Annotated in this window: 9 protein-coding genes; 2 read left to right on the plus strand and 7 right to left on the minus strand. The window is 42.7% G+C overall.

What is annotated here, in order from left to right; all coding sequences use genetic code 11:
• Nucleotides 1-3 precede the first annotated feature (3 nt).
• The 4 genes from ACO06Y_RS19060 to ACO06Y_RS19075 all read right to left on the minus strand — a co-directional run bounded on the left by ACO06Y_RS19060 (nt 4) and on the right by ACO06Y_RS19075 (nt 7,956).
• Nucleotides 4-1,683, minus strand: a complete 1,680-nt coding sequence (locus ACO06Y_RS19060) for an FAD-dependent oxidoreductase (RefSeq protein ID WP_422080620.1) — start codon at nt 1,681-1,683, stop codon at nt 4-6.
• Between the two features lie 146 nt (nt 1,684-1,829).
• Nucleotides 1,830-3,296 (minus strand): RagB/SusD family nutrient uptake outer membrane protein, encoded by a 1,467-nt coding sequence (locus ACO06Y_RS19065; protein ID WP_422080621.1) that lies wholly within the window; start codon nt 3,294-3,296, stop codon nt 1,830-1,832.
• Nucleotides 3,297-3,328: 32 nt separating this feature from the next.
• A complete protein-coding gene (locus ACO06Y_RS19070; RefSeq protein ID WP_422080622.1) occupies nt 3,329-6,598 on the minus strand; it encodes a TonB-dependent receptor in 3,270 nt (1,089 codons plus the stop codon).
• Between the two features lie 197 nt (nt 6,599-6,795).
• Entirely contained in the window at nt 6,796-7,956 is a 1,161-nt protein-coding gene (locus tag ACO06Y_RS19075) for a FecR family protein (protein WP_422080623.1), read from the minus strand.
• 113 nt (nt 7,957-8,069) lie between these two features.
• Here ACO06Y_RS19075 and ACO06Y_RS19080 point away from each other — a divergent pair, with 113 nt between their 5' ends.
• Nucleotides 8,070-8,675 carry an RNA polymerase sigma factor gene (locus ACO06Y_RS19080; protein WP_422080624.1) on the plus strand — a complete coding sequence of 202 codons (606 nt, stop codon included), beginning with the start codon at nt 8,070-8,072 and terminating at the stop codon, nt 8,673-8,675.
• Nucleotides 8,676-8,701: 26 nt separating this feature from the next.
• Here the strand turns inward: ACO06Y_RS19080 and ACO06Y_RS19085 are convergent, their stop codons facing one another.
• Together ACO06Y_RS19085 and ACO06Y_RS19090 are read right to left on the minus strand one after the other, a co-directional pair.
• Entirely contained in the window at nt 8,702-9,580 is an 879-nt protein-coding gene (locus ACO06Y_RS19085; RefSeq protein ID WP_422080625.1) for a DUF6268 family outer membrane beta-barrel protein, read from the minus strand.
• 88 nt (nt 9,581-9,668) lie between these two features.
• Nucleotides 9,669-10,334: an NAD(P)H-hydrate epimerase gene (locus tag ACO06Y_RS19090; protein WP_422080626.1), complete on the minus strand. Its 666-nt coding sequence runs from the start codon at nt 10,332-10,334 to the stop codon at nt 9,669-9,671.
• Nucleotides 10,335-10,711: 377 nt separating this feature from the next.
• On the opposite strand from ACO06Y_RS19090, the gene ACO06Y_RS19095 reads away from it, so the two are divergent.
• Complete coding sequence (locus ACO06Y_RS19095) at nt 10,712-11,452, plus strand: tyrosine-protein phosphatase (protein ID WP_422080627.1); 741 nt, start codon at nt 10,712-10,714, stop codon at nt 11,450-11,452.
• Here the strand turns inward: ACO06Y_RS19095 and ACO06Y_RS19100 are convergent.
• Nucleotides 11,449-13,827, minus strand: a complete 2,379-nt coding sequence (locus ACO06Y_RS19100) for a GumC family protein (protein ID WP_422080628.1) — start codon at nt 13,825-13,827, stop codon at nt 11,449-11,451. The two genes, ACO06Y_RS19095 and ACO06Y_RS19100, sit on opposite strands and share 4 nt — an antisense overlap.
• Nucleotides 13,828-13,846 lie beyond the last annotated feature (19 nt).

The following is a 13,846-nucleotide window of genomic DNA, read 5'->3' on the forward strand; positions in this document are numbered from 1 at the left end:
AATTTATTTTAAGCGTTGCCCATCCTTCAATAATTCTTTCTGCAACTCCCGATACGGGATTTCCTGGATTGTTGTCCCCATATCAATGGCCAGCGAGGCCGCCGTCGCCGCAGATTGCCCCAATACCATAAATACAGGTTCCATACGTATGGATCCAAAGGCGATATGTGTGGCACTCAAACAAACGGGAACCAATAAATTTGTACACTCTTCCTTTTTGGGTACAATGGATTTATAGCTTATGGGATAAGGTGCCTTTACCTTACATTCCACGTTGCCCTCGTTCTGTACAAAACCGTTGGCATCCACATAGCGCTGCGTATTATGGCTGTCCATCCCATAGGCGCCCAGACCTATGGGGTCATTAGGAACATGGATGCCCTCGCAATTATGTTGCGTCATCACATAATCACTTACCATGCGCCTAGCCTCTCTAATGTACAATTGCCGTTGCCAACCGTCCGGTCTTTCAAACTCGTCGTTTGAAGTACCCCAACGCGAAACCTCCTTGCGTACTTCCTCGGGAATCCTGGGATGATTGGCCAAGGTCCACATGAGACCCATTTGGTAGTTGCGATGCTCCTCCACTATCTTCTCCCGTTCCTTATAGGAAGCTTCGGGGTAATTATAATTTTGACCGATGAAATCCGTGGAGAAACCGTTTCTATTGTTGGTGTCCGTTTTTCGATTGGGCATATTGGAATTGATCCAGGGTACTCCCTGGAAACCTGCTTCGTAGTTTCTAAAAAGCAATTCGTAATGTATCTCGTCATATCCTTCCGGTTTAGTAAAAGGAATCCGATTTTCAGGATGATCGGTTAGGCACATACGAAAGCAATATGCTTGTATCCTTTTGTCATTGGAACCTTCCAGTCCCGGTTTCTCATTTATATGGGGCAGCAACCCGCTTTTAGGGCTCCCTTTTTTGACATAGGGATCAACTCCCTGAACAAAATTATGGTTGAAACCATTTCTGGATACTACTCCCAACAAAGACGTGTTCTTGATGTTGGCCTGTACCCCGTTGAGCGTTTCCCCATATTGGTCGTTGCTTTCCCTACCATAGGTATAGGTTACCCCACCGGAAGCCATAAGGTCCCCTTCATAGGTGGCATCGATGAAAATACTTCCTGAATAGACCTTCCCACTCTCCATTTGAATAGATACGATTTTCCCTTTCGTTTTTTTTACCCCGTCCTCACGGTTTAGACGCTCATTGTAAACCAAGGTGATATCTTCCTTAGAAATCATATTCTGATACACGGAAAGCGCTGCCGAGGGCTCAAAGGTCCACATGGAGTTTTCGCCTTTTTCGGTGCGGGTCTGTCCGCCATCCAAATATTCCGATTTTTTCTGCCATTTCCAGTTTTTGGGGTCGTCATAATATCCCTTAATATTTTTGTAGAACTCGCGGGAAATTCCACCAATGGCTACTTTGTTGCCAATGTCCGTTTGGCCCAATCCGCCGGTCGTTAATCCCCCGATTCGGTTCGTAGGCTCTATTAGGATTACTGATTTTCCCATCCGACTACTTTGAATGGCAGCCGCAATCCCCGCGGAAGTACCTCCGTATATAACAACATCGGCACTATTTTCCTTTTTTTGTGCATGCAAAAGCTGGTGGCCAAATATCAGAAGTGTAATGGTGGTGATTAAAAAAACTATACCTACTGTTTGTTTCATTCGTTTTCCTCTTTAGATTTTATACTTCATTTTTCCATCGTAATCTCTCAAACTTCTTCACCTTTTAAAAACAACGTTAAAAAAAGGCAGGTAGCACTAATTACCTGCCCTTTCAAATTTAAACTAACTCCAACTAACAATAATTATTAATATCCAGGATTTTGGTCACTGGGACTCAAGGCCGGATTGTTATTTATTTCATCTATGGGCAATGGAAAAAGTAAACTGACATCGCTCCAGGCCTTTCCGGTGGCTTCGACGAATTCTTGTGCTCTTCCCGTTCTTAGCAAATCGTTCCATCGCTTCATTTCCAATACAAATTCATAGGCCCTTTCATCCAGCACTCTATCCTTAAACTGGGAGGCCGACAACCCTGGTGGATAATCTTCCGATGAGGCGCTATTCAAATCAAGACCATAACCCCGTCTGCGAATAATGTTCAATCGTTCCAAAGCGAGTGCATCCGGGCCTCCATTGGCCTCACTGGCTGCTTCCGCATAGATAAGGTAGGCTTCCGCCAATCTAAAGAAAGGAATGTTGTTACGTGCATTACTGTTGTCCGTGGCGTCCGGATCCCGGTATTTTCTGAACAGTACAGGGGTCTGCGGATTCACAAAAACAGTATCGCCCTCAATAATCCTAAAGGTATAAATGTTGAATTCCTGGCGCAAATCGTTAGTGTCCCAATTGCCCACAATGGAGTTTTCTACCGGCAACCAGGCCCGAAAACCGCCCACTGAATACCCCAAATTGGCATCGTGAATAAATGTAGGCACCTGGTGGCCGTTGGTGGCACTGTAATGCGCGGACCAGATATTTTCCGGATGCGTTATAACTTCCGGGCCAAATATCTGTAGAAAATCATCGGCCTCCTGTACTTCGATCAGGGAAAAGGGGCTATTGGCAATCACATCATCGGCCAAGTCCCGGGCCCCGGCCCAGTTCTCCGTATTCAGATAGGCATCGGCTAAAAGCATTCGTGCCGCCCAGGAAGTGACCCTACCACTTTGGGCATCGGGAAAGGAAGGGACCAGATCGGGAAGGGCTGTTATAACATCATTTATGATAAATTCCCATGTTTCCGCCACGGAGGCCCGGGGTTGGGGAATTTGATCCAAATTGGTAAACGCTGTATCCCGCAGAGGTACCCCGCCCCAATATTTTACCAGATTGCTGTAGAAAAAGGCTCGTAAAACCCTGGCTTCCGCTAAATATTGGGCCTTTAGCCCCTCGTCCATATCAATGCCCGGGACATTGCCCAATACGGCATTGGCACGGTTAATGCCTACATACAGATCATTATATGCCCCAAAGGCCCTACTTTGATTGCTATTGTCCAAGGGCACATCATAGGTACTTATGGGGATTTGGCTTCCCCGTCCATTGGCATATTCGGCCCGGTTCTCCAAAAGCGACATAAACCATATGACCGGGAAATTACCTTCCCTGTCAAAAACACTGTAAATGGCGTTCAATGCCGAAAGGGCATCGGCTTCGTTGGCGTAAAAGTTTTCATTGACCAAAAAGCTTGGCGGATCTTCCGTTAATGGGTCTTCACATTGTATTAAGGCTAAGCCTGTGAAAATTATATATATTGCTGCTAACTTCTTCATTTTTGTCTTTTTTAATCGTTTCGGTTTACGGATCACAATTGGAGATTAAGGCCCAAAGTAAAAATCTTTGCAGACGGATATCCGGTCTGATCAATACCTATGCGAAGGTTGCCTGTTTCCTGTCTTGTGCTCACATCCGGATCCAGTCCGGGATAGTCCGTCAAGGTCAACAAGTTTTGTCCACTCACATAGATTTGCAACGATTTTATACCAATGTCCATTTTATCCACAGGTAGGTTATAGGCCAGCTTAATATTACGTAAACGTAGAAAAGAAGCGTCTTCAATAAATCGCTCCGAGACCCTAAACTGTGATCGGTTTTCCGTAGGTCTTGGGTAGGCGGCATCGGTATTCTGTGGGGTCCAAAAATCATTGTACAGATCTACCAACTGGTTGCTGCCTTGACTAAAAGAATTGGTGATTCCACCACCAGTGGCCCAGAATAAATCGTTTCCTTGGGAACCTTCAATAAAGATGTTCAACTGCAGGTTTTTATATGTGAAGGTATTGTTCAATCCATAGACGAAATCTGGATAGGGATTTCCTATAATCTCCTGATCTTCATTGGAAATCTCTCCGTCGCCATTGAGATCCACAAATTGTATGACCCCTTGATCGTCATAACCATCCTCCCGGAACCCAAAGAACATACCCAGAGGCTCCCCCTCCCTAGCAATATTCACGGGGGCCGCGAACGGAATGTCCAAATTGCCACCCAGGATATCCTCACCAATGGTAATTACCTCGTTTAGGTTGAACGAGAGCTGCCCGGCCATGTCCCATCCAAAATTTCCTTCGGACAAGGTAGCCCCAACACTGAATTCCATCCCATAGTTCTTGATTTCCCCTAGATTAGTAATAAGTCGATTAAACCCTACCGATCCCGGCAAGGGAATTATAGCCAAAAGGTCTTTGGTCCGCTTGTCATAATAATCCACGGTAAGACGATATTTGTCGTTTAAAAAGGCCATATCCAACCCTATCCCCAGTTGTGCCGTAGTCTCCCATTTAAGATCTGGGTTAGGTGCTTCATTACGGTCAGGAGCAAACCCTATGACATCTGTATTGCCAAAGGTCCCCCTAGTCTGATCTAGCCTGTTCAAGGACTGGAAAGGATCAATGGCAGTACTGCCCGTTTCCCCATACCCCAATCGTAGCTTCATATCGGATATGCCCTTGGAGTCCTTCAAAAAATTTTCGTTGCTGATCTTCCACGCAAAGGCACCGGAGGAAAACACGCCCCATTTATTGTTCTCCCCAAACCGTGAGGAACCGTCCGCCCGGATACTGGCCGTGAACAGATATTTGTTGTCCAGGTTATAGTTGATTCGCCCGAGCCACGAAAGTAGTGTCCATTCCTCGACTTCCGATATATTGGGGAGTGTGGTGGCGCCACTTCCTAAATTATTGTTCAGTAAGGCATCTGTAGGAAAATCCGTGGCCCTGGAACGATTAAACTTCCCCTCAAATGTCTGTACAGTAAATCCGGCTACGGCCGATAGATTGTCGTTTTCCCCAATCTGTTTGTCATAGGACAGGATGTTTTCGTTAAGGAAAGAAGTGTTCCTTCGCAGTCGGGTATCCGCACTTCCTGTTGGGGAAACGTTGTCCAGTATGGATGGGGAATAAATATTTTGCTCTATAAACTCATGCTCTACACCTCCAATAACCTTGAATTTTAGATTTTGGGCCAGTTTAAACTCCACGGCCATGTTGGCTAGAGCCTTTGTGGTAAGAAATTGGTTCAATATTTCGGCATACGCCAATGGGTTATTGATGGCTACCGGACTAAAGGGGAATGCCCCTACATCGGTAAAATTGCCTTCTTCATCAAAGGGGGCCAACAAAGGTGGTGCCGCTATGGCAGCGGTAAAGATATTGTTTCCGGTCCCGGACCCATTATTTACCGCGGCATTATCATTCTCCAAACGGGTTACCACGGCGCTGGCCGTAAGCCGGGCCCAATCGTTTACCTGGGAGTCCAAGGCCAAACGAACGGAACCCCGTTTAAGGCCGGAATTTATAATCACCCCTTGTTGCTCAAAATAGTTGGCCGAAGCGGAATACGAAGACTTTTCGCTTCCTCCTGAGAACGTTAAGGTATGACTTTGGATTCCCGCACTCCTAAAAATAAGATCCTGCCAATCCGTTTCTATGTTGGGCAGGTTGTTCAGGTCAAAAGGCATGGGTGCCCCCTCCGTCTCTGCCTGGATGTTGGCTATCTCGGCAAATTGCCTGCTATTCATAAGGTCGTAAGTATTGATTACCTGCTGTACCCCGTAATAACTATCGAATTCTATACGGCCCTGTTCTCCTTTTCGTCCGCCTTTGGTAGTGATCATGACCACCCCATTGGCACCCCTAGATCCATAAATGGCGGTTGCAGAAGCATCTTTAAGGATATCGATGGTCTGGATATCAGCGGGGTTAAGAAAATCGATCCCACCGGTAACCGGAAAGCCATCCACTACATACAATGGATTGTTGTTCCCCAAATAGGAATTGCCTCCCCTGACCTGTATTTGAACCTCAGATCCCGGTTGGCCGGAATTTTGGATGACCCGTACCCCGGCGGCCCTTCCCCGTAAGGCCTGCTGTACATCCTGTACGGGCAAAGCGGTAAGATCCTCGGACGCTACAGTTGATACGGCTCCTGTAACATCACTTTTTCTGACCGTACCGTAGCCTACCACCACTACCTCCTCTAGCCCTTCCGAACTCTCCTGGAGGACTATTGCAATGGAACTTTGACCGCTAATTGCAATTTCTCGAGTCGCAAAACCGATATAGGACACTACCAGTATGGCATTTTCATCGGCAACATCCAATGAAAAGTTTCCATCAAAATCGGATTGGGTTCCGTTGGTAGTACCTTTCTCCACGATACTTGCTCCAGGTAATGGCACGCCTTCATTATCAGTGACGATGCCTGACACCTCATATTGTATCTCTTCAATGGGGGGACTAATACCATTGGAATGCTTCGGGGCTATTATGCTAGTCACGGTTTTCCGCAGTATAATCTGCTTGTTCAGGACCTCATGGTCTACATCGGTCCCTCTGAACAGTCTGGACAAAACAGTCGCTATAGGCTTTTTCTTCACCTTTATGCTAACTGTCCTGTTGAGGTCCACATCTTTACGGTTCAACAAAAACTTGTAATCCGACAAGGATTCAATCTCGTCAATTACTTCCCGAACCGTTACGTTCTCTAGATCTAAGGTTATTTTTTTGTTCTGGGCATATGTATTAGCCTGTATTTGAATCAAGGAAACTACGGTGAGAAGAAATGTGAGTTTCATTTTCAGACTAATTATGGGAAAGAGGTGCCTCAACTTCCCCATTTTAGAGAGTTTTTTCATAATTTTAGTGTTCTTAATTGGTTTAACTCGTTAAATCATTTTACCAAATCGGGAAATGTGTCCGCATTTTCCGATTTTTTGTTTCTCATGATTTTTTATGGTTTTAGCAGTATTCCATCATTGGCAAAAAATTTTAATTATTCTATGATTACTTCGTTGTTGGCTATTCGGTACTTTATGGCGTAGCTCCTATTAAAGGATTCCAGCACTTCCTCTATGGTTTCTATATCAAAGGTTGCATCGTATAGCTGTTTGTCCAGGTCGATATTGGCATTCTGAATTTTTACATTGTACTTACGCTCCAAGGATTGTCTAATCTTTAAAAAGGGGGTATTCCGGAAAACCAATTTGCCCTCTACCCAAGCGGTATACACTTTGGTATCCACATGCTCTATGGATACGATGCCATCCTTTTTGTCCCACTCCGCCTTAAACCCGGGCTCCAAAAGGGTTGAACTACCCTTGGTATCCTTATCCTTTTCTTGGTACAGTATAATTGATCCTTCGACCAAAACGGTATTCATACTGCTATCTTCGGAATAGTTGGACACATTAAAAGCTGTGCCAAGGACTTCTATCTGCATTGTGCCGATGGAGACTACGAAAGGATGGTCATTGTCCTTTGCTACCTCAAAGTAGGCTTCCCCTGATAAAAAAACATTTCTCTTTTTTCCTTTTAGAAAGTTAATGGGATACCGCAACGTTGTACCCGCGTTCAAATAGACTTGGGTGCCATCCGAAAGCACCACATCAAAACGTTTTCCATAAGGTACCTCAAGGGTGTTGTAAATCAATTCCTCGGTTTCAACAGCTTTGGAATAGGTAAGTTGGGTCTGGTCCTGTTTACCTATTATATTTCCCTTGGAATCCTTTAAAACAATACTTTCTTCCGGTTTAATGATCTTTGTGGTGCCGTTATCCAGGGTAATGGTTACGGGTTCCGCCTTGGGGGTTAAAATATTTACAGGCTTTGATTCAGGAATATTTTGCCAATAGAAATACCCTACGCCAAAAGCAAGCACAAATATTGCCGCATATTTAAAGTAGTTCCGTATGTGGAGAATCCTTGTACGCCTTCTATCTTTTTGAATGTCCCGTAATAGATTCTTTTTTATCTTTTCTATATCGGGAGGTTTGTTCATAGCCGTAATAACCTCATAATGTGTCTTTATATAGTCGTCAAAAATACGTTCATTACCCTCAACTAAAATCCATTTGGACAACTGATCTAAATCTTCCGTAGTGGCTTCGTTGCACAGGTATTTTATAATGAAATCCTCTATTTTCCTCGATGACATGAATGTTCCTCATTTATCTAAAAGACATTGGAATTTTACAATACCCTAACTTTTAAGCCATTTTTTTTTAATATTTGTTTAAGAGAGACAATATTTTTAACGATTAAGGCAATTTGAATACTTACGATAACGAAAAAAAACTGCTGGAAGGATTACGAAACGGAGAGGAAAAAGCTTTCGAATATTTGGTGGACCGCTTTTATGAACGGCTATTCGGATATGCCCTTACCCTTGCCAACGATTATGGTACGGCCGAGGATATCATACAGAACGTCCTATTTAGTGCTTGGAAAAGAAGAAAAAAATTGGCCATACGATCTTCCCTTCAAAACTATCTCTTAAAATCGGTTTATAACGAATTTGTAAACCAATACCAAAAACAAAGGCCTACAATGATCTTGGAAAGTAGATATTTTGAAGGATTGGAAAGGGCAGTTCGTAGTCATGATGACACCTCTTTGGAAAAAGCCCTGCAATTGATCAAAAAGGAAGTCCAAAACCTTCCCCCAAAGTGTAGGGAAGTATTTACGTTGAGCAGGCAAGAGGGACTCACCAATCTGGAAATAGCGGAGTATCTCAATATTTCCATTAAAACGGTGGAGGCCCAGATTACCAAATCGTTTAAAATAATTCGGAAAAATGTAGGTAGCAAGATAAAGACGTTCCTCTTTCTCGTTTTAAGGAGAGAATCCTTGGACAAAACCCCGCCCCTATTTTAATAGCAATTGGATCCCAAGTTGAAGATCTAAATTTTAAAACGCAGTCCTGTCCTTAGATAAACCGTACTGTTTTTATCTATTCCGATCACTCTTCTGTTTTTGGAATCCTGTAGTTCGGCATTACTGAAGAACACATTGGCCAAGGTACAATAGAGTTCAAAATTCCGACCGAACTTAAACTCATATCGAAGTCCGGCCACTACCAAGGACAGGTTGATCCTCTCCGCAATTTCATCACCCTCTAGCAGAAGGGGCTCTTGTATGTTTGCCGTAAATCCGTCCAGCTCGGCCGTTAGTTTTACCCTTGATTTTCTTGAAATATGAAATTGGAGGTTCGTTCGGGGTATACCCAGGTTATAGGACCATTTCGGATGAAATTTTCGATAATAGCTAACAAAAGGAATAGGATAGGAAAAGCCTCGATTTTCCGAATAGGAAACCCCGATTATAAGTCGAAATGGCTTTTTGGTCCCCGTATCCCTTGTTTTGTCCTTTATAAAAACCAGATCAGTTGAGAAAACAGCGTCCTCCAAGGAAATGTTCTTTACCAGGTTTGAACTGAATCCGGGTGTGAACCTAGCTCCTATCCGCCAATCGGAATTCAACTTAAAGGTGTAGCCAAAATTAATGTCAAGAAGTTGAAAGTCCTGTATTACCTGAGTGTCAAAGGCATCGATGCTTGAGTCAAAGGATAATTCGATGTTGCTATAATCCAAACCCAATAAAAGGTAATTCCCTTCCTTTATTTTAACAGGGTAGCTGAATAATCCCCTTGCCCGATGGTAACCCACATTGGAGCTTCCCTTTGGGAGATAGGTATACTCTATCCTGGCTAAATCCGATAGCTGACCGTAAGCCAATACACCATATAAGAGCAAAAAAAATAACGGGAATTTATCCTTCATCCAAATTGATTTGGCTTCCCGTTAACAAAAAAGTATTGTGCTATTTTTGATATACCTCTCTCTTTAACGTTCAATGGTTTTGTCACTTTTAGGTTTTCAAAATTTGTTCTTTAAAAAAATCCGGCATTTTGATATCGAATTTTTTGTAAACATCTTTTGGAATTCCAATATCGGCAACAAAAATATCGGTTTCAGGTGGAAGTATCCCTAAAATTTTTTTCGGAGCGGCCAACGTTAATACTGTATTGGCTTTGAACATGCGATGGGTACCGTCACCTGAAATTCCCGTGGGGATATCTAGGGAGATCCTATGAGCACCCGATGCATTTGCCAAGTTTATTCTTTCCATAAAGACTGGGGATAAAGGTAGGTGTTGGGAAAAACCGAGATAGGCATCTACCCAAATGTCCGTTTTGGCCGGACAACCTTCCTTTGTCCCAAACAGCAACGCCCGTTTCAATTGGGCTTTTGGTAGATCCTTGGTTATGGGTACGGCTAAATCAAGATAAACGTCATATCCCCAAGCTGCCAACCTTCTGGCGGCCACAAGACCTCCACCTCCATTGTTACCGTTCCCGATACCCATCGTAACCTTGGAATCTTTCAATGCAATATTTGAAGTAATATTTGAAATTAAACGTGCCAATTGTAATCCCGCGTTTTCCATCATAAGTTCTATGGGCAGGTCGTAGTTCTCTACCACCAAATAATCCATCTCCTTAAATGATTCCAAGGATAGAGCTTTCGTTTGCATAAGATTTTGTTCTATGGTTTATTTACATCATGACCGTTATGGTCACTAAAATAAACATAGTTTCCATTGTTCATCTTATCCGCATCGGAAATTTAGGATGCTCCCGTACTCACGTTTTGTAATCGTGTCCTGCTCTTTCTCCGGAATAGGGTTTGGTTGGCTTTTTAGAGTAACTTTGCCAAAAATCCGAATTCTTGAATTGGTTATGAAATAAAAAGCATCCATGTGTTAGATGAAAATAAAGGACTTTCTCTTTTTATCTTGAGTACTCCTACCCTATTTTTTAAATTACATGGAATTTTGTTAAGAAATCATATGAAATAGTTTGAAAAAATGGCTCACCAATAAAGAACTAATTTTCCCTAAACCTCTATACCATGTTTACTTTTTTTGCCAAAAAAAACTTTCTTGTCGACCATTTAAGAGGGTTTGTCGACATTCACAACCATATCCTTCCGGGCATCGATGATGGTGCGAAAAATGTTGAGGACTCTATTGAAATAATCAAAGAGCTTTCAAGTTTTGGAATAAAACGCTTTGTCGCAACTCCCCACATAATGCACGATTACTATCCCAACAATCCAGGAACCATTGCTGGAGCGCTCAATACCTTGAGAGCGGCATTGTTGGAAAGGGGTATTGCGGATATAGTTATAGAAGCGGCAGCGGAGCATATGATTGATTCAAATTTTGAATCATTGTTGGAAATGGAAGAAACAATACCGCTAAAAGAGGACTATTTATTAATAGAAATGTCCTATTTGCAACCTTCATTAAATTTTGAAGACTCAACGGATAAGATTATGTCCAAAGGTTATTTTCCAATTTTGGCACATCCTGAACGATATGTTTTTCTTTCCAAGAATACCAAAAGGTACTCGGAATACAAAAAAAAAGGAATTCTTTTTCAGATGAACCTACTTTCCCTGGGAGATTTTTACGGCAATGAAGTTAAAAGAAATGCCTTGAGTCTACTCGAAAACGGTCACATAGACTTTTTGGGCTCGGATGTACATCATTTGAACCACATCAAAGCACTAAAGGAAATTAAAATATCTGAAAGGATTCTTGGTCAGATAATGCCGCTAGTGGAAAAATCAATTCAATACTTTCACTAAAACTTCCACCATTTTTTAACACTTTTTCCATAGCCGTAGCCATATTTTCCGCCATATCCCAAATTGGAGCCCTTGACATCGTTGACAATAAATGACAATCCTTTCAGTTTCCCTTCTTGATGCAGTTTCAATGGGAATTCAATTACCTTGAGTTCAGTTATTCCAGCCCTAGTAACGTATAGGGTCTGATCCGCATAGCCACTAATCAAAAGGGTATCCGAGACTACCATAACAGGTGCCGTATCAACAATAATGTAGTCATATTTTTCCCTTACATAGGAAAACAAATCGTCCATTCGTTCGCTCATCAACAATTCAGCAGGATTAGGTGGTATTTTTCCCGAATAAATCACATCTACCTCCTGCTGATGGGCCAGCATCGATGAAATGATGTGCTTGGCTTCTAATTCTTTATCTACCAAAAAATCGGTAAGACCACGATTTTCTTTGTCTCGAGTAGCCCGCCCTAACTTGCCCACATTTTTTCCGGAATAGAACTGATATATCTTTGGATTCCGGATATCCGCCCCAATAAGCAAAACTTTTTTGTTCGTATTGGCATAAATCATCGCTAAATTGGAGGCGACCAGAGTTTTACCCTCCCCAGGCACACTAGAGGTAACAAAAATAGTGTTTCCTTTTGGGGCATTGCCTTTTTTGGATTTTAGGATGTAATCCAGATTGGTCCGGAGAATTCTAAGGGACTCCGCCAAAACGGTTCGCTCGTTAGTCTTTGCCAAGGTATTTTCCTTTTTGGCGATTTTGGGTAATTCTGCCAAGACTGGGATATTCCCTGTTAATTTCTCCAAATTAACCTTATTATGGATTTTGTTATCCAACATATCCTTGGTGTATAAAACGGAGAAAGGAACTAAAAGCCCCAAAATCAATGACGCCAAAAGAATTATCGGTTTTTTAGGGGAGACGGGATCCTTAATTGCCAGGTAGGCGTTGTCAATGACCTTAGACTTAGGCGAGGCCGAAGCGAATGTAATTTGGGATTCCTCACGTTTTTGGAGCAGATAGAGATAAAGGGATTCCGTAGTCTGTTGTTGTCGGCTAATGTCACGCAAGGCCCGTTCATTCCTTGGAGCGGAATAAATTCGGGAATTGATCCGGGATAACTGACTACTGAGGCTGTTAACCTGCAATCCCAAATTATTTGTCATGCTATTTAAACTGGACTGCATACTTTGCTTTAGTCCATCCAGTTGTTGGTCCAAATTTACAATTATTGGGTTCTTCTCATTGGAGCTTTCCAGTAGGCGCTTCCGCTCCAAGGCCAATTCATTATACCGCCCCGTGGCGCTGGCAATAGAGGGATCCGCTAGTCCAATGTTGGCAGGAAGCAGTTCGTATCCTCCCTGATTTTCGATTATATCCTTCATAGAGGACGCAATATCCAATTGAACCGAGGCCTTCTGTAATTCCTGTTGGCTGGCGGCACCCATATTTAAATTAACGTTGGTCTGTGTGGCAATATCTGCAATTCCCCTACCCGCCTTGAAATCTTCGGCACTTTGGTCTACCGTGGATAAACTACCATAGATTTCAGCAATTCGGTCATTTATAAAACTAGAAGTCCTATCGGCAATGGCCTTCTTATCATCAACAGCGTTCTGGTTATAATTGGATATTAAGGTGTTTATGATGTCTCTTCCCCTCTGCGGAATCGCATCTTCCAAAGAAATGGAGATGATTTGGGAATTTTCCTCTGCTACGGAAATCAAAATATCCTTTTGATAGTTTTCTGCAACGGTACTTAAGGGAACTATCGCAACTTTATATCTGTTACCGCTCAAGCGCTTCAAGTTCATGTTATTGGGGGTAATGATAATGTCTCCTACTGGGGAGGAGAATTTCTTACCAAATGGAATAGATCTCACAGGGTCATCCTCCATGAGAACATAGTCGAAACTTGTATTTGTCCTGGGCGTGATAAAAAACTCTTGTTCAGCCTGATGAACGATTGAATCCGGGGTCAAAAAATTTACTTTAAAAGGTGGGTTTTCATATAAGTCAGAATTACGAATATCACCTAGGGCAATAATCTTTTTATTCAATCCCAACTTTTTGACTACATCAATAATATTTCCCCTTGATCCAATAACCTCAGCCTCATCTAGAACTTCACCTCCTCCTCCACTAAAAACTTGAATGTCCTTGAATGCCGCCAATTCCGAAGAGGAGGTATCATCACTCAAGATTTGAATTTTAGCTCTTATTGCATATTTGGGAGTGGAATACCGTATGTTCAAAAACCCTAGAACTACGGCTACCAATACACTGAAAGCAAACCATTTCCAGTTCTTTAGATAAGGCCTCAGCAGAGCATTGAAATCTGCATTCCCGTTGGGGAATTGTGTGGAATCCATAATTTCTCGGTGTTTTTAC

This window comes from Ulvibacterium sp., from assembly GCF_965228935.1.
Taxonomy (GTDB): Bacteria; Bacteroidota; Bacteroidia; order Flavobacteriales; family Flavobacteriaceae; genus Ulvibacterium.

Coding starts and splice junctions, on each gene's coding strand:
- ACO06Y_RS19090 (WP_422080626.1), bottom strand. CDS start 10,334: ATGCAAACGAAAGCTCTATCCTTGGAATCATTTAAGGAGATGGATTAT.
- ACO06Y_RS19065 (WP_422080621.1), bottom strand. CDS start 3,296: ATGAAGAAGTTAGCAGCAATATATATAATTTTCACAGGCTTAGCCTTA.
- ACO06Y_RS19075 (WP_422080623.1), bottom strand. CDS start 7,956: ATGTCATCGAGGAAAATAGAGGATTTCATTATAAAATACCTGTGCAAC.
- ACO06Y_RS19085 (WP_422080625.1), bottom strand. CDS start 9,580: ATGAAGGATAAATTCCCGTTATTTTTTTTGCTCTTATATGGTGTATTG.
- ACO06Y_RS19100 (WP_422080628.1), bottom strand. CDS start 13,827: ATGGATTCCACACAATTCCCCAACGGGAATGCAGATTTCAATGCTCTG.
- ACO06Y_RS19095 (WP_422080627.1), top strand. CDS start 10,712: ATGTTTACTTTTTTTGCCAAAAAAAACTTTCTTGTCGACCATTTAAGA.
- ACO06Y_RS19070 (WP_422080622.1), bottom strand. CDS start 6,598: ATGAAACTCACATTTCTTCTCACCGTAGTTTCCTTGATTCAAATACAG.
- ACO06Y_RS19060 (WP_422080620.1), bottom strand. CDS start 1,683: ATGAAACAAACAGTAGGTATAGTTTTTTTAATCACCACCATTACACTT.